The organism is Pseudomonas purpurea (assembly GCF_039908635.1).
Lineage (GTDB): Bacteria > Pseudomonadota > Gammaproteobacteria > Pseudomonadales > Pseudomonadaceae > Aquipseudomonas > Aquipseudomonas purpurea.
In genome coordinates this window covers 4,562,074-4,582,936 of record NZ_CP150918.1, presented here as the reverse complement: position 1 = coordinate 4,582,936, position 20,863 = coordinate 4,562,074, and the positions used below count along the sequence as shown (strand labels likewise).

Genomic DNA, 20,863 nt, shown 5'->3' with positions numbered 1-20,863 from the left:
TGACGCTGTAAAAGCAAAAGCCCCGGTCGATTGACCGGGGCTTTTGCGTTTCAGGCCGTGGCCATGGGCATTGGCCGGTTCAGCCGTTTGTTGAAGTCCAGCCACGCCCCCAGCATTGCCATCAGCGCAACCCCCAGCGTTGCACTGAAGATCTGCATAGCCAGTGCATCGCTGGCCTGGGCGTTGAGCATGTCCGCCAGCGGTGCCAGCAACACGCCAAAGCAGAACACTTCCAGCGAGTAACGGCCCATGCGGCAGCTTTGCTGTGCGAGCCAGTTCTGGGTCCAACCGTGGCTGGGCAGCAGTTTGGCGACGACATACGCCATGGCCAGGAAGTGCAGCAGCCGTACCGGCGACAGGTTGGTCTTGCTGATCGGGTACAGCCATTCACCGAGCATTTTGGGCATGAAGGCATCGTGAATCGCTGGCCATTTCCATGACAGGGCGATCAGCCCCGTCACCAGCAGATAGACCGCCGCGGCGACAAACAACGGCTGGCGAGGCAATGCGCGCGTTTGCGGCACACGCGGACGTTGCCCGTGGATCGCCGCTGCACCGCCGAGGATAAACAGCAGTTGCCAGGCCATCGGGTTGAAGAACCACACGCCGCCGTCGGTGGCGGCCAGGTTCCACTGAAACCATGGCGCCGCGAGGTACAACATCACCGAAAGCCCCACCACGTACTCGGCCTTGCGCAGCATCAGCGGCAACACGGCGGGCAGCCCGATCAGCAGCAGGATGTACAGCGGCAGCGGGTCCATCAGGTTGGGTTTGAAGCGCAACAGCAGCTCATCGACCAGCGCTTGCTGCGGGTTGCTGAGGAAATACTGCAAGCCCATTTCCTGCACCAGGTCGCGGGTTTCCACGTGGCTGTTGGCAAAAAATACGATGCCCATCAACAGCGCCAACAAGAAGATATGCACCACGTACAGCACCCAGGCGCGGCGCAGGATTTTCACCGTGGCGATCAGAAACCCGTCGCGCCGGGCGATCTTGCCGTAGGCCAGCACCGCCGCGTAACCGGCCAGGAACACGAAAATCTCCGCCGCATCGCTGAAGCCGAAGTTGCGCACGGTGAAGTGGGCCAGCGGGTTTTGCGGCACGTGATCCCAGAAAATGAAGATCAGCGCCAGACCGCGAAAGAAGTCGATGCGAGGGTCGCGTCCATTAGTCATGACTACGGGCTCTTGAACGGGTGTGAGTAAAAAGAGTGATCTGGCACCCAAGAGGTTGCGCGCCACCTGCCGGCGGCGCGCAGGGTGGCGGTATTCGCCGGGAATTGCAAAGGCTGGATATTACGGGATGTCTCGTGAGGCTTGCGCCTGCGGACACAGCCATATTTGCCACTATGCTGAAACATCGATCGTTGAGCGTTCCAGGCATCAAGCGCTCAATGCCAGGAGGCAGTGATAAAGGAGCTTAACGTTGAATTTCAAGGGTGAAGCAAGCAGCAGGTATGGGTTCAGGACCTTTTGGTGGCTACCGCTTATCGCAATGGCGGCACTGGTACGTTTTTATGGTCTGAGCGAGCCGGCCATTTGGTCAGATGAAGGTTTTACCTTGTTGCTGAGTTTGCGCCCGGTGCCTCAGATCCTTTTTCATACCGCTCAAGATGTCCACCCACCGCTCTATTACGTGTTGCTGCATGGGTGGATGAGCGTATTTGGACCTGGCGTGTTCTCTGCCCGTAGTTTCAGCGTGCTGGCCGGTGTGGGGACCGTAGCGCTCGGTATCTGGCTGGTTTGCTTGATCAGTACTCGACGCGCAGCGGTTTTGGCTGGGGTGTTGCTGGCGTTGCTGCCGTTTGCCGTTCGTTACAGCCAGGAAGTCCGGATGTACGCACTGCTTGGCCTGTTGTTGCTCGGGGCCACGGTTGCATTGGTCTACTGGGTCAGCAACCCCGCCAATTATCGTGCGCTCGCGGTGTATGTGCTGTTGATGGTCGCGGGGTTGTATACCCACTACTTTGCGGGGGTGTGCCTGGCGTCACATTGGGCTTACTTGCTGGTGTTGAGGTGTCAACGCTCAGTGCGGCATCAACCCCTGTCGATGCCCGCGTGGTGGCTGGCCAATGGGTTGATCGTTGTACTTTTCCTGCCTTGGGTGCCCAGCTTGATACACCAGCTACGGTTTTCAGGGCCGAACTGGATCCAGCAGCCAGACATTTCTACGGTGCTGGTGAGCGTCTGGAGATTTGTCAGTTACAGCGACGGACCGCTGTCTTCTATTTGGCTGGCGATAATATTGCCGGTGGCTTTATTGGCGGTGTCACTGTTGATCGGCCTGCGTGATCGCAGTGAAAACAGATTCAACGTGCTTCTGGTGATCCATACCTGGTTTCCATTGGCGTTGATCGTGGTTGTTTCTGTTGTTATCCCGTTGTTTGTCGATCGCTATTTCCTGTTTGCCGCGTTGGGCTTGCCGATGATTGCGGCGATAGCGCTGGAGGCGGTTTGGGATCGCTGGCGGTTATTTTCTGTGGTGCTGCTGGTGTTGATGGTTGCGGTGGAAGGCGTGGGATTACATAACGTCAGGTTGAAGGGGCATGCGGTGTACGACGAGGTGAACAAAGTCGATGCCCTGGCTGAGCATCTCAATCGCCATGTCCTTTCTGGAGACAGCATCGTGGTGATGAACGGGTTTTTGTACTTCCCCTTCAGCTACTACAACCAGAGCGGGGTGATCCCGTTGCTGTATACCCCTGCGCAAAAAGATGGCACTTCCGGACGCCCCCAGGGCACCCAGATCTGGACGCTGGTTCAACAAGAAGCTGACACGGTGTACGTCGACACGCTGGAGCAGGTAAAACCGAGCTCAGGCCGAGCCTGGGTCCTGGATGCTACGGGGAGCCGGTCACAGAAGATTGCTTTCCCTGATTACTGGCACTTGATCAGTACTTTCGTTGCAGGTGACGCTCAAATCCGGCTGTTCGTGATTTGTGCTGATGCCACGGCGGTCACGCAGCCGTTATGTCGCCAGCCTTGATTCTGGCGGGGCCGACCTGACCGACCAACGAGGATTTCCAGGTGCCCGGCAGTTGGTGGTCCGGTCAGGCGGGATCTCAGAACGCATCCATCAGCACGACGATGCAGTCCCTGGCCTGATAACGATTGATCTGCGGCACCAGTCGGCGAAAGTGCTCCGACTGGCAATGAGCATCCAGCGCAGCCTGGTTCGGCCACTGCTCAATGAAGACAAAGTGCCCGGGGTCTTTCTGATCGACGAACAGGTCGTAGGCGATACAGTCGGGTTCCAGGCGGGTCTTTTCCACGAGTTCGGCGTACCACGGGCGAACGGTGTCGAGGTGTTCGGGCTTGATGAAATCCCGGGCAATCACTTTGAGCATAAACGTCCTTCCTTGGGGACAGGGCCAACCCCGCAAGGGATCGGCGTGGTGGGTGTTTTCAGGCGGCGACGTCATTGGGCTCGAAGCTGTCGGCCCGTGCCATCTGCCACATCCGCGAATAGAACTCGCCGTTGACTTCGCCGGTCAGCAATTCGCCGGGTTTGAGGAACACATGCAACTGCGAGAACAGTTTGATTTCGGTCGCCGACATGCGCCGTACCAGGTGTTTGGCCGACAACTGCGAGGGGTGTTCGAGGCCGGCGGCGGCGAGCATTTCGGCGAGGGCCTTGAGGGTGCTGCGGTGGAAATTGAACACCCGCTGGGCTTTGTCCGGCACCACCAGGGCACGCTGGCGCAGGGTGTCCTGGGTGGCGACGCCGGTCGGGCACTTGTTGGTGTGGCAGCTCTGCGACTGGATACAGCCGATGGCGAACATGAAACCGCGAGCCGAGTTGGCCCAGTCGGCGCCGATGGCCAGGACGCTGGCGATGTCGAAGGCGCTGACAATCTTGCCGCTGGCGCCGAGTTTGATTTTGTCCCGCAGGTTCAGGCCCACCAGGGTGTTGTGCACGAACAGCAGCCCTTCGCGCATCGGCACGCCAATGTGGTCGGTGAACTCCACGGGCGCGGCGCCGGTCCCGCCTTCCTTGCCATCGACCACGATGAAGTCCGGCAGGATGCCGGTTTCCAGCATGGCCTTGGCGATGCCCATGAACTCCCACGGGTGGCCCAGGCAGAATTTGAAGCCCACCGGTTTACCGCCCGACAGCTCACGCAGTTGCTTGATGAAGTGCATCATCTCGATGGGCGTGGAAAACGCGCTGTGCCGCGACGGCGACACGCAGTCTTCGCCCATCATGATGCCGCGTGTTTGCGCGATTTCCTTGGTCACCTTGTGTTTGGGCAGGATGCCACCGTGGCCGGGCTTGGCGCCCTGGCTCATTTTGATTTCGATCATCCGCACTTGTGGGGTCTGTGCCTGGGCGGCGAAGCGTTCCGGGTCGAACCGGCCGTCAGCGGTGCGGCAGCCGAAGTACCCGCTGCCCAGTTCCCAGGTCAGGTCGCCACCGTGTTCACGGTGATAGGGGCTGATGCTGCCTTCGCCGGTGTCGTGGGCGAAATTGCCGAGTTTGGCGCCCTGGTTCAGCGCGCGAATGGCGTTGGCGCTCAGCGAACCAAAACTCATCGCCGAGATGTTGAACACCGACGCCGAATACGGCTGGGTGCACTGCGGACCGCCGACAATCACCCGAAAGCCGCTCGGGTCGCTCAACGGCGCCGGGCGCATGGAGTGGCCGATGAATTCGAAGCCCGACTGGTACACGTCGATCAGCGTGCCGAAGGGTTTGTCGGCGCTTTCATTTTTGGCTCGCGAGTAAACCAGCGAGCGCTGGGCGCGGGAGAAGGGCAGGGCGTCGCTGTCGGATTCGAGCAGGTACTGGCGGATTTCCGGGCGGATGCCTTCTACCAGGTAGCGGATGTTGCCCAGGATCGGGTAGTTGCGGCGCACCGCGTGGGGGCTTTGCAGCAGGTCGAAAATGCCCAGCAGGCTCAGCAGGCCGGTGACGATGCTGATCGGCCAGAGCCAGTCATGTTCAAGAAACGGCAGGCTGGCGAGGGTAAATATCACGCAGACGGCAAAGAAGGCGTAGCGGCTCAGGAGGGACAGGCTCATACGGTTTCCTTGGGTTCGGACTCGGTAAATGTAGGGCAGTGGCATACAGGTTTCTGTGGCGAGGAAGCTTGTTGGAGCGCCGCATCGTCCCGCTCGGCTGCGCATCAGTCGCAAAACCTGCTGACGGGCTTTGTCTGACCGAATGTATTGCCTGTTTTGGGATCGCTACGCGATCCAGCGGGAGCAAGCGCCCTCGCCACAGAGATCTCCTGTGCCAGAACAGGGTGTCAGGCATTTTGTGCCTGGAGAAAGATCGAAAACAGCTCGGCCTGGGATTTGATCCCTAGCTTGCTGTAGATGTGTTTCTTATGGACTTTCACGGTTTCAACAGAGATTTGCAGCTTACGAGCGATGTCCTTGCTGGAGCAACCGCCGAGCATCAGGCGCCCGACATCCAGTTCGCGGGCGGTCAGTTGCACGCCGTTGAGTTGCTGCACCGAGGCCACCAGCCGGGCCCGCCAGTCGATGTCCGGGGCGGTTTGCACGGGCATTTCGCGCAGGTCATGGGCAAGGCGCTGACGCATCAGGCTCAACACCCAGGGCTCGATCAGCGACAGCAGCGCCATCTGCTCGGGGTCAAAGTGTTGTTTGCTGCCCAGCGACAGGCACAGGATGCGTTCGCCTTCGAGCAGACAATTGAACTGGATTTCGTCGGCCACCACATTCAGACGAAAGTAGCGCTGGTAATACTCGGTTTGCTCGAAATGCTCCGGCGCCACGTCGGCCAGGCGATAGAGCCCGGTGCGCGTGTGCTCGCGGCAATTGAGGTAGAACGGGTCGAGCAGGAACAGGCCCTTGAGGTAATCCTGGAACAGCAGGTCGGGGCGGCCGTCTTCACTCGGGCATTCGGCAAACACCAGGGGCGCTTGTTCGCCATTGAAAAGCAGGGCGACCCAGCTGTCGAAGGTCACGTACTGACCCAACTGACGCACCAGTCGGGTCCAGAAGACGGGTTTATCCAGCGCGTCGATCAGTTGCCCGACCGAGCGATGCCAGGCGATGTCTTGCAGCGAGTGCGTCATATCCAGCCCTGTCGGATGACTTGGCCGCGTCACGCGCTGGCCGGTTGCAGGCGCACATACTGGCGCACCGTGACTGCGCGGGCAATCACTCTGCCTGCCGTGGGCAACCGCGGCACTGAACCCGACGCCGCTTTCGCCGCTGGTCAAGCCGCGGGTTTTGATTGTCGCAGCGGCAGTTCAATCCGAAACGTTGTCCCCACCCCGACCTCACTGCGCACCGAAATCTCGCCACGATGCTTTTTCACGATGCCGTACGACAGCGACAGGCCAAGACCGGTGCCCTGGCCCACCGGTTTGGTGGTGAAAAACGGGTCGAAGATTTTCTGCAAACTGTGCGGCTCGATGCCTGAACCGGTGTCAGCGACTTCTATCCAGACCTTTTCCCCTTCAAGCCCGTTGCTCAAGGTAATGGTGCCGCGCTCGGGCCCTATGGCCTGGGCGGCGTTGACGATGAGGTTCATGACCACCTGATTGATTTGCGAGGGCAGGCATTCGACGTCCGGGAGGGGCTGGTACAGCTTGACCACATCGGCCTTGTACTTGATTTCATTGGCGACGATGTTCAGCGTCGAGTCGATGCCGTGTTGCAGGTTGGCCCACTGCCATTCCTGCGTGGGGTCCACCCTGGAAAAATCCTTGAGGTCCTTGACGATTTGCCCGACCCGGGCGATGCCGTCCTTGGACTCCTTGATCAACTGCGGAATGTCGTCGCGCAGGAAGTCCAGCTCGATCCGCTCACGCAACGCTTTCAGGCGTGCGATCAGCTCACTCGAACCGATGGCTTCCTCGGCGTCCAGGTAGGCGTCGAGCATTTCCTGCAGTTGCTTGAAGTAGCCGTCCAGCGCGCCGAGGTTGGAGGAAATGAAGCCAATGGGGTTGTTGATTTCATGGGCAACCCCGGCCGCGAGTTGGCCCAGGGAGGCAAGTTTTTCCGACTGCACCAGTTGGCTTTCGAGCAGTTTGCGCTCATCGATTTCCTGTTGCAGATCGACGCTCGCCTGCCGGTATTGCTGGGTCCGGCGCTCCACCAGGTGGCCCAATTGGTCCAGTTGCACGCTGGCGCGTTGGGTCATGTCCCACTTGGACGTCAGGGTGTTGGCCATTTGCTGGACTTCGATGTTGTCGAAGGGCTTTTTCAGAATCAACAGACGGTCACGGGCCTGCAAGCGCTCCAGCAGTTCGTCCCATGAGTGGTCGGAGTAGGCAGTGCAGACCACCACTTGCAGGCGCGGGTCTTCTTTCCACAAGTGCTCGATGGTTTCGGCGCCGTCCCAGCCTTGGGGCATGCGCATATCGACGAAGGCCAGTGCGTAGGGGCGTTGCTCCTCCATGGCTTGCAGCAGTTTACTCAAGCCTTCCTGGCCACCATAAGCCGAGTCCAGTTCAAACAGCGTTGCCGCGGGTTTGGCCTCGCTGCCGAACAACGCGGCCTCCATGTCGTCCAGCTCGGCAGTGTGCTGCGCTTCGGGCGTCAGGATCTTGCGAAAGTCCTCATGTATCGACGGGGTGTCGTCGATCAACAGTATGCGCCGGTTCGGCGGGGTGCTCATGCTTCACCTGCCACGGTTTTCAAGGGGATTTGCAAGGTGAACAGCGCGCCTTTGCCCGGCCCGTCACTGTGGGCGGTGAGGTGGCCGTTCATTTCGATCGCGGCCAGGGCGCAACTGTGCAGGCCGAAGCCGTGGCCTTCCTTGCGAGTGGTGAAGCCGTGCGCAAAGATCCGCGTCATGTTCTCCGGGGCGATGCCTTCGCCTTCGTCCTTGACGCTGACTTGCAGGGTGGTGGCGTCGATGACCTTGACCCCCAGGGTCATTTCCCGAGGACGGTCGCTGAGGTCGGACATGGCGTACTTGGCGTTGCTGATCAGGTTGATCAGGATCAGTAGCAGCCGGTGTTTGTCGCCCATCACTTGCGGAACGTCACTGTAATCCTTGACCACCGTGACGTGGTGCCGGGTCAGGGCGCCGGAGTTCATGCGCAGGGCGTCCTCAAGCAGTTCGCTGAGGTACAGCGGTTCCATCAGGCTGGTGGCGCCGGCATAGGATTGTTGCGTGGCGACGATGTCCTTGATGTGATCGACGCTTTTGCTTAACTGCGCCAGCTCATCGGTGATGCCTTGCTGCTCGAGTGCAATGGCGTCCACCAGTTGATTCAGGTAACCGGGGAGCAACTTGCCCTTTTCATCTTCGGTGATGAAGTGCCCGAGGTCTTGCGGGTGTTCGTTGATCAGTTGCATGGCCTTGCCCAGGCCGAGAGCCTTGCTGGTGCGCAGCTTGCGGGTCACCAGGTCGGCGGAAATGTTCACGCTGTTGAGCACGTTGCCGACATTGTGCAAAACGTTGGTGGCAATCTCGGCCATGCCCGCCATGCGCGCGGTGTCCAGCAGCTCGCTTTGGGTATCGCGCAGTTCCCGGGTGCGTTCTTCGACCCGCTGTTCAAGCTCTTCGTTGGCGGTTTGCAGGGCCTTGTTGACGCGATTGATCTCCGAGAAGCTGCGCATCAGGCGAATCGCCAGGTACAGCAGTAACAGCACCAGCAGCGTGGAGAACACCAGCAAGTAGAAGTGATACTTCTGGTTCACCGCGTCGTTGAGCTGCTGATCCTTGTTCAGCAGGGACGTGATGTCGTCCAGCCGTTCGGCGACCTGGATCGTTTCGATCTTCTCCAGCAACGTGTTGACGATCGGTTGTTCGCGCAGGATCAACGCGATGTGGTTGCTGAGAATCTCCACCGGCCCATGGAATTGTTCGGGTAACCGCTGCTGGTTCACCGCCAGTTTGTTCAGGCCCACCAGAATGTCCGCCGCCCTGTCGTCGGTGGTGACCTGGGAAAACTCCAGGCTGCTGAGCAGCAAGTCATAGGTGTCGGTGGCGATATTCTGCAGTTGCAGTTTGTCTTCGTCGCTCACGTTGGCGAGCTGGTTCTGGATGTCGTCTTCGGCGGTCGGCAGAAACGCCAGGGAGTTGCGCAGCACGGCGTTGTGGGATTTGAACTGCTCCACCAGCCGGGTTTTTTCCTTGATGGCGTTCAAGTAACCGTCATGGCTGGTTGCCCACAGTGCGGAGTCGTTGCGGCCATGGCTGGATTCCATCGTGTCGAACCGTTCCCACAACCGGATCATTTCGGTCAGGGGGGAAACCAGCGGGTCGTAGTTGTGGCTGATGGCGATGCGGGCCTTGAGGATTTCAGCTTCCCATTGCGCGTCCAGTTGTTTGATCTGGCGAATCAGGTCCCGTGATTCGGTATAGGTCGTGGTCTGGTCGGAGCTGGACATGAAATACAGGAACAGCAGGATCGAGGCCAGGAGCGCGGCCATGCCTGCCAGGATGGCCAGGCTGAGGTTGCGAGAGACGGTCATAACGGCTTGCCTCCCCATTCACCGGTCAGGGTCTTGAGGAATTTGATGATCAGGGTTTTGTCGTCGGTCGACGGCACGCGCCCCAATTGAAACTTGAACATGATGTCCACGGCTTCTTCGAGGGTCTTGGCCGAGGCGTCGTGAAAGTACGGTGCGGTCACCGCGACGTTGCGCAGGCTGGGGACCTTGAACACGTAGCGGTCCTCATCGTCCTTGGTCACCAGGTAGCGCCCCAGGTCCGACTCCAGCGGGTTGCCCCGGGCCTGGAAGTAATCGCCCATCACACCAAACTTCTGGAACATGTTGCCGCCGATGTTCACGCCCTGATGGCAGGCGATACAGCCGTAGTCCTTGAAGCGCTGGTAACCGTACTTCTCGTCGATATCGAGGATGTCGGTATTGCCCAGCAGGTATTGGTCGAAACGCGAGTTGCTGCTCAGCAGCGTGCGTTCGTAGGTGGCCAGTGCATCCTGCACATTGGTGGTGGTCACCCCGTCGGGGTAGGCCTTGCCGAACGCCGATTGATAGGCCGGGTCGGCGGTGAGGGTCTCAATGACATGCTCCCAATGACTGCCCATCTCGCTCGGGTTTTGCACCACTTCGTGGGCTTGCGCCTCCAGGGTGTCGGCGCGGCCATCCCAGAACTGCCGGAAATTAAGGCTGGCATTGAACACACTTGGGGTATTGAACGCCACGGGGGTGCCAGTGACGCCGATGGAGAACCCTTTGTCGTCGGCCCCGCCTTTTTCCAGCTGATGACAGCTGGCGCACGACAGGCTGTTGTTGACTGATAAACGGGGTTCGTTGAACAGCAGACGGCCAAGCTCAACGCGCTGCGGGTCCTGTTTTGGCACCGGTGGCAAGGGTTTCAGCGGCTCATCCAGCGGCTCGGCGCTCGCAGCCAGGGCAGCCGCAAGCAGCAGGGGCAAGACGAGGGTCGGTCCGTGTGGCCACATCAGAAGCCTCCTTGGCGCAGCAGTGCTACTGACCTGCTAATGGATACGGCGTTGCCGGTTTCAGGAAGTGTGCGAAGTCCTCGGGGGACACGGCTCTGCTGAAGTAATAACCCTGGCCTTCTTCGCACTGGTGGGCTTTGAGAAAGTCCAGTTGCTCAAGGGTCTCGATGCCTTCGGCGATGATGTTCAGGTGCAGGCTCTTGCCCAGGCTGATGATGGCGCTGACCAGCGCTGCATCGTTGCTGTCGTAGCTCACGCCGCGCACGAACGACTGATCGATTTTCAGGACGTCCACCGGGAATTTGCGCAAGTAGCTCAGGCTCGAATAACCCGTGCCAAAGTCATCAATGGCCAACCTGACGCCCAAGGCCTTGATGGCTTGCAGGATCAGGACCGTGGTGTCGATGCTTTGCATCAACACACTTTCGGTGATTTCCAGTTCCAGCAAACTCGGTTCAAGCCCGGTCTGGCGCAATATGTCCACAATCCCGTCAACAAAACCGCGTTGGCGAAAGTCGATGGCGGACACGTTCACCGACATGCAGATCGCCGGCAGCCCCGCCTTTTGCCAGGCGCAGGCCTGTCGACAGGCCTGGCCCAGCACCCACTTGCTCAAGGGCACGATCAACCCGCTGTCTTCAGCCACGCCGATGAAGTCCGACGGGTAGATCCAGCCATGATCCGGCTTGAACCAGCGTATCAACGCTTCGGCACCGACCACTCGGCCGCTGTTGAGGTCAAGTTTGGGTTGGTAATGCAGAACAAATTCGTTGCGCTCCAGGGCCAGGCGAATGCCCGATTCGATGCTTTGTTGTTGGCGTGCGCGCAGGTTCATTTCGTCAATGAAGAAGCTGAAATCGTTCGGGCCGCTTTCCTTGACGTTACGCATCGCGGTTTCGGCTTTTTTGATCAGCGCCACGGCATCGAAGCCGTCGTCGGGGTAGATGCTGATACCCAGGCTGGCGGTCACGCGCAGGTCATGGCCGGCGATATGCTGGGGTGTGCTGACCGCGGCCAGGAGTTTTTCAGCGACGCCTTTGGTCTGCTGGGGGTGGTGGATGTCGGCCAGGATCACCACGAACTCGTCCGCGCCGTAGCGAAACACCGAGTCGGACTCGCGCACGCTGCTCACCAGGCTCTGGCCGACGCGCTTGAGCATTTCATCGCCGGTCGGGTGGCCCAGGGCATTGTTGATGCGCTTGAAGCGGTCAAGGCCCAGAAACATCACCGCCAGTTGTTTGTCATGGCGCCGTGAAAGGGCCAGGGCCTGATTCAGGCGATCACCGAGCAAGGTGCTGTTGGGCAGTTCGGTGAGGACGTCGTACTGCAACAGGTGGGAGACCTTGAGCAACTCATGGACGCGCTCCTCGATGGTTCGCTCAAGGCTGAGCATCTTGAGGGCGGCGTCCTGGGCCATCTGCCATTTCCACGTCAGGGCACTGGCCATCTGACGGATTTCCAGGCTGTCGAACGGCTTCTTCAGCACCAGCAACTGGTCACCGAACTCCAGCCGTTCGGCCATCGCTTCCCAGGAGTAATCGGAAAATGCCGTGCACAAGGCGATTTGCAGGTTTGGGTCGACTTTCCACAAGCGCTCGATGGTTTCCAGGCCATCCCAGCCAGGTGGCATGCGCATGTCCGTGAAGGCCAGGGCATAAGGCCGGCCCTCCGCCTGGGCGCGGGTGACCAGGTCCAGCGCCTCTTTGCCTTGATAGGCTGAGTCGAGGTCAAAGGTTGGACGGCTTTTGGGGGGTGTACCGAACAGGCACGCCTCGGTATCGGCCAGGGCACTTTCACCCTGGGCATCGGGCCCCAGGATCTTGCGAAAGTCCTGATGGATCGAAGGAGTGTCATCAATGATCAGGATGCGCCGGTTGGTCTGGGCAAACGCTGGGTTCATCGCGTGGCCTCCGGGGGCGGCGGATCTTGCGCGGTCGGGGTCGGCAGAGTGGTGGGCACGATACTGCCGGCCTGCAACAACTCGGCGGCCTGTTCACTGCTGACGGCTTTGCTGAAGTAATAACCCTGGGCGTTCATGGGTGAACCGGTGGACATCAGCGAACTGCGCTGTTCCTGTGTCTCGACGCCCTCGGCGATGATGCCGATGCCCACGTCCCGGGCAAAGTTGATGATGGCGCGCAGGGTGGTCGCACTGGCCGCATCGCGGCTGGCGCTATCAATGAACGCCTGGGCGATTTTCAGGTGATTGACCCGGTAGGTCTTGAGGTAGTCGAACGAGGAGTATTCGGTGCCGAAATCATCAATGGCGATTTTCACTCCCAGCTCGCGCAAGCGTGGCAGCACATCGTTGTGGGTCCATTTGGTCTGCGCCAGCGTGGCTTCGGTGACGTCGAAGCGCAGGTCCCACGGGCAGAGGTTCCAGCGAGCGGTGGTGCGCAGCACGTCATAAATCAGGTCCGGACCGCTTTTGAGCTGGGCCAGGGACAGCTTGATGGCGATCACCGGGGGCGACATGCCCTGGTCGCGCCATTGGCGCATTTGCTGGCAGGCGCGATCCAGCAACCAGTGCCCGAGGGCGATGACGGTGCCGGTTTTTTCGGCCGCGGGCATGAAGGTGTCCGCCTCAAGAAGGCCGCGTTGCGGGTGGTTCCAGCGCACCTGGGCTTGCATGCCGAGGATCCTGCCGGTGCCCAGGTCCACTTCCGGCAAGTAATGCAGCTCCAGCTCGTCCAGTTCCAGGGCCTGTTTCAAGTCATTGGCAATGGTCATCCGGTCGACCACTTCCTGATTGATCTCCTCGGAGTGGAAGTGGTACTGGTTGCGGCCCTTTTCCTTGGAACGGTACAGCGCCATGTCGGCCTGGGTCAGCAGGGTGTCGGCACTGGGGGTTTCCTGGGTGCAGGTGCTGATGCCGATGCTGACCGAGACCCGCACATTGTTACCGTCCAGCGAGTAGGGCAGCACCAGCCTGTCGCGAATCTTGGCGGCGAGGGAGGCACAGTGCGACGGGTCGCCGATGTCCAGTTGCAAGATCGCGAATTCGTCACCGCCCAAACGTGCCACCACGTCGTTTTCCCGCACGCAGGCCTTGATGCGCCGGGCGACTTCCTGCAACAACAAGTCCCCGATGGGATGGCCCAGGGTGTCGTTGATGCGTTTGAAGTGGTCGAGGTCCAGGTAGAAGATTGCAAAGGGTGTTGCCCCACGGCGGGTCGCGGCGAAAGCCTGGTGCAGCCGTTCGATCAGGGTGGCGCGGTTGGCCAGGCCGGTCAGCCCGTCGGTGCGTGCCAGTTGGGCGATTTTTTCTTCGGCCAGCTTGCGTTCGGTGATGTCGATGATGATGCCTTCGACCTCCAGCAGCCGACCGTCATGGTCGCGCACCGGGACATAGCGGTTTTCGACCCAGCGCCAGTCGCCATCACCGGTTCGCAGGCGGAACTCGATGGACGCGCCGGCGGCATGCCGGTCGAGCACCCGCGCCATGGCCGCGTCGACCTTGTCCTGGTCCTCGGGGTGAATCAATTCTTGAGCCCAGTTGGCCGAAGCCACCAAGTGTGCCGCCAGGTGGCCGAACTTGGTGATGTTGTGGGAGATGTACATCAGCGGAAACGACGGCTCGCCGCGCAGCCGGTACAAAATGGTCGGGCTGTTCTGGACGATGACGTTGGCGTCGGACAGCTCGCGGGTGCGTTCTTCAACAGCTTGCTCCAGCAGGTTCATCTTCAGCGCGGCGTCTTCGGTCATTTGCCACTTGACCGTCAGGGCGCTGGCCATCTGGCGGATTTCGATGGCATCGAAGGGTTTCTTCAGGATCAGCAGGCGATCGCCCAGCTCCAGGCGCTCGGCGATGTCGTCCCAGGAGTAGTCGGAATAGGCTGTGCAGAGCGCAACTTGCAGCTTGGGATCGACCTGCCACAGCCGTTCGATGGTTTCCAGGCCATCCCAGCCCGGCGGCATGCGCATATCAATGAAGGCCATGGCATACGGCAGGTCCTTGGCCAGGGCGGCTTCGACCTTGGCCAGGGCTTCCAGGCCCTGAAAGGCGGAATCGAGCACAAAACCTTGCAGGGCAACCGCCGCCGGGGCTCCGAACAAGGCTTCTTCGGCGCTGCTCAGTGCGTCGTCATCAAAGATCTGCGGGGCGAGGATCTTGCCAAAGTCCTGATGGATCGACGCCGTATCGTCGACGATCAAGATCCGCCGGTTGGCCTGGCCCAGCGGCGTCTTCATCGGGTTGCACCCTTACCGATGTTCAATAACGTCGTGTTCATGTGGCATCCCTTCCTGATCACCTGACAGTGCGGGTACAGACACTGGATCCGTGTTGACTGAGCATAGCCGTGCTCTTTTGAGTTCGCCCGGCGGCGTGTCTCAAATCACTTCGGAGTGGCACGAAAAATCATCTAGCCTGTAGGTCAAGCGCCGGGAATTGAGGACGTTTCCTGGGCGCGCACGCGATCATGTGTCTGTTTCAAGCGAGGTGACGCCATGGAAGAGCAACCCCCGATGACCCAAGCCAGTAAACCCAGGGTGCTGCTGGTCGATGACGAGGAACCGATTCTCAACAGCCTGCGCCGCTTGTTGCGCACCCAGCCCTATGAGGTGGTTCTGGCGACCAGTGGCGCCCAGGCCCTGGAAATCATGGCGCAGCAGCCGGTTGACCTGGTGATGACCGACGCACGCATGCCCAACATGGACGGTGCGACCCTGCTGGCCCATATCCATGAACGCTACCCCGACACGGTCCGCATCCTGCTGACGGGGTATGCGGATCTGCCGACGATTATCAAGGCCATCAATGACGGGCAGATCGATCGTTACCTCAGCAAACCCTGGAGCGACGAAGAGATGCTGCTGACGTTGCGCCAGTCCTTGTTTCACCAGGACTGCGAGCGCGAGCGGATACGGCTGGTGCAGGTGACCTGGGATCAGAACGAGCAGTTGAAGATGCTCAACGAGTCCCTGGAAAAGCGCGTGCTGGCGCGCACGGCCGAGCTTCAACAGACCGCCGACATGCTTGACCTGGCATACGAAGAGCTCAAGCACAGCTATGTCACCGGCACCGAGATGTTCTCGCTGCTGGCCAACCTGCGCCTGCCGCCCTCCAAGCAGACCAGCCGGCAGACCATCGAGTTGATCCGGGTTTACTGCAAACTCCATGAGTTGGACGAAGTCAGCAGCCGCAACCTGATCATGGCGGCCGCGCTCTACAACATTGGCAAGATGAGCTGGACCGACAGCATGATGACGGCGCCCGCAGACCTGCTGCACCACACGGACCGCGAGCGCTATCGCAGTTACCCGAAACAGAGCGAGTCGCTGTTGATGACCCTCGACCCGATGAAGGATGCCGCGCGGCTGATCCTTCATCATCAGGAGCGCTGGGATGGCAGCGGTTTTCCGGATCGCCTCAAGGGCGAGGCGATTCCCTTCGGCTCGCGGTTGTTGAAGCTGGCAGTGGACTTCATCGAATTGCAGCGCGGCTTGATCCTCGAACGGCAGATGAACAGCGATGAAGCGCTGGTCTATATCCGCCAATACACCGGCAAACTCTACGATCCGGACCTGGTAGAAGACTTCATCAAGGTGTGTGCGGCGTACTTGAGCGATGTCACCCTGGCGGACCCGAACGTGAAGGTGATGGGCACCCGTGATCTGGCGGCGGGCATGGTGCTGGCGCGCAACCTGAATGCCGACAATGGCATGTTGTTGCTCAATGCCGGCAAGGTGTTGAGCGGGCCGTTGGTGGAAAAACTCATTGCCTTCGAGGCCATGGAAGGTGGCAAGTACAGTGTTTTTGTAAAAATCCCGGAGCCACAAGAGTTCATCGCTGCAACAGGCTGAACCGGGGGCATCAATTGCCCCGACGGTCATGGGCGTGTGATCCTTGCGCCTTTGCGTTCAAGGCCAGCATTCTCATGACTGTTTTATCCACGGCTCCATTGCCCTCCATCATCCGCATTGCCGCCGCGCTTTTGATCGGCACCGATAATCGCACCCTGCTGGTGCGCAAGCGCGGCACCCAGGCCTTCATGCAACCGGGCGGCAAGATTGAAGCCCATGAGCGGCCGGTCGATGCCCTGACCCGTGAGCTGGAAGAAGAACTCGGGCTGGTGATCGAACCCGCCCAGGCGAGCTACCTCGGACACTTCTCGGCGCCCGCCGTCAATGAGCCGGGCTTCGAAGTGCAGGCCGAGTTGTTCCTGGTGCATATCGCGTGCGACGTCACCCCGGCGGCAGAGATCGAGGAAGTGGTCTGGATCGACCCTGCAACCGATGGCGATCTGGTGTTGGCGCCATTGACACGGGACCTGATCCTGCCGTTTTATCGCTCATCGCTGACCCCTTCGGCCTGACCGTCCACGGACAAAGGATTGCTCCATGATTCCCACGCAAGACTTGCTGATTTTCGCCGCCGCCGCGCTGCTCATGGTGCTCACGCCGGGGCCGAACATGATCTACCTGATTTCCCGTTCGATCTGCCAGGGGCGCAAGGCCGGGGTGACGTCGTTGCTGGGCGTGGTGGCGGGGTTCTTTGTTCACCTGTTCGCGGCGGCGGCGGGGTTGACCGCGGTGTTTCTCGCGGTGCCGATGGCCTATGAGGTACTGAAATGGGCCGGGGCCCTGTACCTGTTGTGGCTGGCCTGGCAGGCGCTCAAACCCGGTGCGCGTTCACCGTTCGAAGCGCAGCAACTGCCGCCGGATTCCTCGCGAAAACTGGTGCTGATGGGTTTTTTGACCAGCGCCCTGAACCCTAAAATCGCGGTGTTCTACCTCTCGGTGTTCCCGCAGTTCATCACCCCGGAGCACGGTTCGGTGTTTACCCAAAGCCTGATCCTGGGCACGGTCCAGATCACGGTGAGCTTTTCAGTCAACCTGTTGATTGCCTTGTTCGCGGCGGGCATCGCCTCGTGGTTCGTCAACAACCCGACCTGGCTGGTGGTTCAGCGTTATTTCATGGGGTTTGTACTGGCGGCGCTGGCGGTGCGGCTGATGCTCGAGCAACGTCGTACGGCCTGAACCCATGACTGTCCAGCGAATGAACGCCCGCCATGCCCACGCCTGCCGGGCACTGATGTTGGAGGCAGCGGCATCCGCAGGCGTTCGCAAGCTCCCTCGCCGCAGGGACAGTGTCGCGTGAGGGTGTCAGCGCACCGCGCTGACACCATCGAGGGTCGAGAACGACGTGTCCTTGGCCGTCAGCAGGAAGTCGCGCATGTACGGCGCATCCAGCATGTCCGCGCGGATCCCGGCGTACAGCGTGGCAAACAAACCTTTCTCTCCCAGCCGCTTGGCCTTCACGTAACCCCGTGAGCTGTATTCATGCAGCGCCCAATGCGGCATGCCACACACGCCCCGGCCACTGGCCACCAGTTGCATCATCATCACCGTCAGCTCCGAGGTGCGGACCTGCGCCGGTTCGATGTCGGCCGGCTCCAGGAAGCGGGTGAAGATGTCCAGCCGATCCCGTTCCACCGGGTAGGTGATCAGGGTTTCGCTGAGCAGGTCTTCGGGGACGATGTACGGTTTGCTCGCCAGCCGATGCTGGTTGGCCACCGCGAGCATCGCTTCGTAGGTGAACAACGGCACGTAGGTGATCCCGGCCAGTTCCACCGGGTCGGACGTCACCACCAGGTCGAGGTCGCCACGGGCCAGGGCCGGCAGCGGGGCGAAGGAGAAGCCCGAGGCCAGGTCCAGTTCGACTTCCGGCCAGGCGTCGCGGAACTGGTCGATGGTCGGCATCAGCCACTGAAAGCAGCTGTGGCATTCGATGGCCATGTGCAGCCGCCCGGCGGTGCCGCCGGCCAGTCGCGCAATGTCACGCTCGGCGCCGCGCAGCAGCGGCAGGGTGGCGTCGGCCAGTTGCAGCAGGCGCAGGCCGGCGCTGGTGAAGCGCACCGGTTTGGTCTTGCGCACAAACAACGGCATGCCCATGCGCTCTTCCAGCTCTTTGAACTGGTGAGACAGGGCGGACTGGGTCAGGTGCAGGCGTTCGGCGGCTTCGACCAGGCTGTCGGCTTCGCGCAAGGCGTGCAAGGTCTTCAGGTGACGGATTTCGAGCACCAGGGTCTCCATGAGCAAATTTTGTGATCAACACGAAAAGGTTGAGTTTGTCTCATGTTGGGTTGGCTGTCGACAATAGCGCCATCATTTACTCAGGAGGAACACGCCATGGCCTTGGCCCATACACTCGGTTTTCCACGCATCGGTGCCGACCGCGAACTGAAAAAAGCCCTTGAATCCTATTGGAAGGGCGACCTCGAACAGTCCGCATTGCTGACAGTGGGCCGTGAATTGCGGGCCAGACACTGGCAACTGCAAAAAGACGCCGGCATTGACCTGCTGCCAGTGGGTGATTTCGCCTGGTACGACCAGGTGCTGACTCACTCGCTGACCTTTGGCGTGATCCCCGAGCGCTTCGACTCCACCCTGGACGCTCAGGGCCGCCCGACCCTCGACACCTTGTTCGCCATGGCCCGTGGCGCCAGCACCGGGTGCTGCGGCGGCGACCACGCCAAGGCACAGTACGCCCAGGAACTGACCAAGTGGTTCGACACCAACTACCACTATCTGGTCCCGGAGTTCACCGCCGATCAAGTGTTCACGCTGAACTGGGAACAGTTGTTCGACGAAGTCGATGAAGCCCAGGCGCTGGGTCACACCGTCAAACCGGTGATCATCGGCCCGCTGACTTACCTGTGGCTGGGTAAAACCAAGGGCAATGACTTCGACAAGCTCGACCTGCTTGAACGCCTGCTGCCGCTGTACGGTGAAATCCTCAACCGCCTCAAGGCCCAAGGCGTGGAGTGGGTGCAGATCGACGAACCGATCCTCGCCCTCGACCTGCCGCAAGCCTGGAAAAACGCCTTCGAACGCGCCTACCACATCCTTCAGTACTCGCCGCTGAAGAAACTCGTGGCCACCTACTTCAGTGGCCTGGAAGACAACCTCGGGCTGGCCGTGAGCCTGCCGGTGGACGGCCTGCACATCGACGCCGTGCGGGCGCCGGACCAACTCGGCCAAGTGCTCGACCGTCTGCCGACCTACAAAGTGTTGTCGGTGGGCCTGGTCAATGGCCGCAACGTCTGGCGCTGTGAACTGGAACAAGCGCTGGCGCAACTGCAACCGGCGCAGGAACGTTTCGGCGACAACCTGTGGGTCAGCAGTTCCTGCTCGCTGCTGCACAGCCCGGTCGACCTGGACCGTGAAGACAAACTCGATGCCGAGTTCAAGAGCTGGTTGGCGTTTGCCGTGCAGAAGTGTGGCGAAATCGCCGTGCTGCGCGATGCCCTGAACGACCCGCAGTCGCTGAAAGTCAAAGCCGCCCTGGCCCAAAGCCGTGCTGTACAGGCCAGCCGTGCGCAGTCGCCACGGATTCACAAAGCCGAAGTGCAGGCGCGGATCAAGGCCATTCGCGACACCGACAGCCAACGCCATGCCCCATTTGCCAAGCGCATCGACTTGCAACGTGCCGGCCTGAAACTGCCGGCGTTCCCGACCACCACCATCGGTTCGTTCCCGCAAACCGCGTCAATCCGGCTGGCGCGTCAGGCGTTCAAGCAGGGCAAGTTGTCGGCCAACGATTACACCGATGCCATGCACAGCGAAATCCGCCACGCGGTGCAGGTTCAGGAGCGCCTCGGTCTTGACGTGTTGGTGCACGGTGAAGCCGAGCGCAACGACATGGTCGAATACTTCGCCGAGCAACTGGACGGTTACCTGTTCACCCGTTTCGGCTGGGTTCAGAGCTACGGTTCGCGCTGTGTGAAACCGGCCGTCATCTACGGCGACTTGAGTCGTCCGAAAGCCATGACGGTCGACTGGATCACGTACGCCCAGAGCCTGACCGATAAGGTCATGAAAGGCATGCTGACCGGTCCCGTGACCATGCTGATGTGGTCGTTCCCGCGTGAAGACGTTTCGCGCAAGGTTCAGGCGCAACAGTTGGCGCTGGCCCTGCGTGACGAAGTGGTCGACCTGGAAAAGGCCGGGATCAAGATTGTGCAGATCGACGAAGCTGCTTTCCGCGAAGGCTTGCCGCTGCGTCGGGCGCAATGGCAGGCGTACCTGGACTGGGCGGTGGAAGCGTTCCGCCTGAGTGCCTCGGGTGTGCGTGATGAAACCCAGATCCACACCCACATGTGCTACAGCGAGTTCAACGACGTGATCCAGTCCATCGCGGCCATGGACGCGGACGTGATCACCATCGAAACCTCGCGTTCGGACATGGAGTTGCTGGAAGCCTTCGAAGCGTTCGACTACCCGAACGACATCGGTCCGGGGGTCTATGACATCCACTCGCCTCGGGTGCCGGACACGGCCGAGATGGTCAAGTTGATCAGCAAAGCAGTCCAGCGCATCCCGGCCGAACGGCTGTGGGTCAACCCGGACTGCGGCCTGAAAACCCGCGCCTGGCCGGAGACCGAAGCCGCGTTGGTGAACATGGTGGCAGCGGCGCGACAGTTGCGTAGCCAGTTGGCCTAAAGCCCTGGGGCGCCTGCTCGGGCGCCTTCGCAAGCAAGCTCGCTCCCACGTTTGATCTTC

15 protein-coding genes are annotated in these 20,863 nt (G+C 60.5%); 5 read left to right on the top strand and 10 right to left on the bottom strand.

The genetic code is table 11. The features are described 5' to 3' along the window. Nucleotides 1–50 precede the first annotated feature (50 nt). On the bottom strand, nucleotides 51–1,175 hold the full coding sequence (locus AABM54_RS20475) for an OpgC domain-containing protein (RefSeq protein ID WP_347901798.1): 1,125 nt from the start codon (nucleotides 1,173–1,175) through the stop codon (nucleotides 51–53). A 250-nt stretch (nucleotides 1,176–1,425) separates the two neighbouring features. Between AABM54_RS20475 and AABM54_RS20470 the strand changes: the two genes are divergently transcribed. Continuing rightward, the gene (locus tag AABM54_RS20470) at nucleotides 1,426–2,985 is read left to right on the top strand and encodes a glycosyltransferase family 39 protein (protein ID WP_347901797.1); all 1,560 of its coding nucleotides are present in this window, start codon (nucleotides 1,426–1,428) and stop codon (nucleotides 2,983–2,985) included. 76 nt (nucleotides 2,986–3,061) lie between these two features. Here the strand turns inward: AABM54_RS20470 and AABM54_RS20465 are convergent, their stop codons facing one another. The 8 genes from AABM54_RS20465 to AABM54_RS20430 form a co-directional block, all read right to left on the bottom strand. Further along, nucleotides 3,062–3,346 carry a putative quinol monooxygenase gene (locus AABM54_RS20465; RefSeq protein ID WP_347901796.1) on the bottom strand — a complete coding sequence of 95 codons (285 nt, stop codon included), beginning with the start codon at nucleotides 3,344–3,346 and terminating at the stop codon, nucleotides 3,062–3,064. Nucleotides 3,347–3,404: 58 nt separating this feature from the next. After that, entirely contained in the window at nucleotides 3,405–5,021 is a 1,617-nt protein-coding gene (locus AABM54_RS20460) for an FMN-binding glutamate synthase family protein (RefSeq protein ID WP_347901795.1), read from the bottom strand. Between the two features lie 227 nt (nucleotides 5,022–5,248). After that, entirely contained in the window at nucleotides 5,249–6,043 is a 795-nt protein-coding gene (locus AABM54_RS20455; protein WP_347901794.1) for a helix-turn-helix transcriptional regulator, read from the bottom strand. A 143-nt stretch (nucleotides 6,044–6,186) separates the two neighbouring features. After that, entirely contained in the window at nucleotides 6,187–7,593 is a 1,407-nt protein-coding gene (locus AABM54_RS20450) for an ATP-binding protein (RefSeq protein WP_347901793.1), read from the bottom strand. Then, entirely contained in the window at nucleotides 7,590–9,401 is a 1,812-nt protein-coding gene (locus AABM54_RS20445) for a DAHL domain-containing protein (protein WP_347901792.1), read from the bottom strand. The genes AABM54_RS20450 and AABM54_RS20445 overlap by 4 nt, the downstream gene beginning before the upstream one ends. Next, on the bottom strand, nucleotides 9,398–10,357 hold the full coding sequence (locus tag AABM54_RS20440; RefSeq protein WP_347901791.1) for a cytochrome c peroxidase: 960 nt from the start codon (nucleotides 10,355–10,357) through the stop codon (nucleotides 9,398–9,400). Before AABM54_RS20440 ends, AABM54_RS20445 begins: the two co-directional genes overlap by 4 nt. Nucleotides 10,358–10,382: 25 nt before the next feature. Continuing rightward, nucleotides 10,383–12,257 carry an EAL domain-containing protein gene (locus AABM54_RS20435; protein ID WP_347901790.1) on the bottom strand — a complete coding sequence of 625 codons (1,875 nt, stop codon included), beginning with the start codon at nucleotides 12,255–12,257 and terminating at the stop codon, nucleotides 10,383–10,385. Further along, nucleotides 12,254–14,548: an EAL domain-containing protein gene (locus AABM54_RS20430; RefSeq protein ID WP_347901789.1), complete on the bottom strand. Its 2,295-nt coding sequence runs from the start codon at nucleotides 14,546–14,548 to the stop codon at nucleotides 12,254–12,256. Before AABM54_RS20430 ends, AABM54_RS20435 begins: the two co-directional genes overlap by 4 nt. A 258-nt stretch (nucleotides 14,549–14,806) precedes the next feature. Between AABM54_RS20430 and AABM54_RS20425 the strand changes: the two genes are divergently transcribed. The 3 genes from AABM54_RS20425 (at nucleotide 14,807) to AABM54_RS20415 (ending at nucleotide 17,338) form a co-directional block, all read left to right on the top strand. Next, on the top strand, nucleotides 14,807–16,162 hold the full coding sequence (locus AABM54_RS20425; protein ID WP_347901788.1) for an HD domain-containing phosphohydrolase: 1,356 nt from the start codon (nucleotides 14,807–14,809) through the stop codon (nucleotides 16,160–16,162). Between the two features lie 74 nt (nucleotides 16,163–16,236). Beyond that, nucleotides 16,237–16,674, top strand: coding sequence for an NUDIX domain-containing protein (locus AABM54_RS20420; RefSeq protein WP_347901787.1), 438 nt, complete (start codon nucleotides 16,237–16,239; stop codon nucleotides 16,672–16,674). A gap of 25 nt (nucleotides 16,675–16,699) precedes the next feature. Further along, complete coding sequence (locus AABM54_RS20415; RefSeq protein WP_347901786.1) at nucleotides 16,700–17,338, top strand: LysE family translocator; 639 nt, start codon at nucleotides 16,700–16,702, stop codon at nucleotides 17,336–17,338. Nucleotides 17,339–17,464: 126 nt separating this feature from the next. On the opposite strand, the gene metR is transcribed toward AABM54_RS20415, so the two are convergent. Next, on the bottom strand, nucleotides 17,465–18,382 hold the full coding sequence (metR, locus tag AABM54_RS20410) for a transcriptional regulator MetR (protein ID WP_347901785.1): 918 nt from the start codon (nucleotides 18,380–18,382) through the stop codon (nucleotides 17,465–17,467). Between the two features lie 108 nt (nucleotides 18,383–18,490). Here metR and metE point away from each other — a divergent pair, with 108 nt between their 5' ends. Beyond that, on the top strand, nucleotides 18,491–20,803 hold the full coding sequence (gene metE / locus AABM54_RS20405; protein ID WP_347901784.1) for a 5-methyltetrahydropteroyltriglutamate--homocysteine S-methyltransferase: 2,313 nt from the start codon (nucleotides 18,491–18,493) through the stop codon (nucleotides 20,801–20,803). The last annotated feature ends 60 nt before the right edge of the window (nucleotides 20,804–20,863 follow it).

Coding starts and splice junctions, on each gene's coding strand:
- AABM54_RS20475 (WP_347901798.1), bottom strand. CDS start 1,175: ATGACTAATGGACGCGACCCTCGCATCGACTTCTTTCGCGGTCTGGCG.
- AABM54_RS20465 (WP_347901796.1), bottom strand. CDS start 3,346: ATGCTCAAAGTGATTGCCCGGGATTTCATCAAGCCCGAACACCTCGAC.
- AABM54_RS20460 (WP_347901795.1), bottom strand. CDS start 5,021: ATGAGCCTGTCCCTCCTGAGCCGCTACGCCTTCTTTGCCGTCTGCGTG.
- AABM54_RS20455 (WP_347901794.1), bottom strand. CDS start 6,043: ATGACGCACTCGCTGCAAGACATCGCCTGGCATCGCTCGGTCGGGCAA.
- AABM54_RS20450 (WP_347901793.1), bottom strand. CDS start 7,593: ATGAGCACCCCGCCGAACCGGCGCATACTGTTGATCGACGACACCCCG.
- AABM54_RS20445 (WP_347901792.1), bottom strand. CDS start 9,401: ATGACCGTCTCTCGCAACCTCAGCCTGGCCATCCTGGCAGGCATGGCC.
- AABM54_RS20440 (WP_347901791.1), bottom strand. CDS start 10,357: ATGTGGCCACACGGACCGACCCTCGTCTTGCCCCTGCTGCTTGCGGCT.
- AABM54_RS20435 (WP_347901790.1), bottom strand. CDS start 12,257: ATGAACCCAGCGTTTGCCCAGACCAACCGGCGCATCCTGATCATTGAT.
- AABM54_RS20430 (WP_347901789.1), bottom strand. CDS start 14,548: ATGAAGACGCCGCTGGGCCAGGCCAACCGGCGGATCTTGATCGTCGAC.
- AABM54_RS20425 (WP_347901788.1), top strand. CDS start 14,807: ATGGAAGAGCAACCCCCGATGACCCAAGCCAGTAAACCCAGGGTGCTG.
- AABM54_RS20420 (WP_347901787.1), top strand. CDS start 16,237: ATGACTGTTTTATCCACGGCTCCATTGCCCTCCATCATCCGCATTGCC.
- AABM54_RS20415 (WP_347901786.1), top strand. CDS start 16,700: ATGATTCCCACGCAAGACTTGCTGATTTTCGCCGCCGCCGCGCTGCTC.
- metE (WP_347901784.1), top strand. CDS start 18,491: ATGGCCTTGGCCCATACACTCGGTTTTCCACGCATCGGTGCCGACCGC.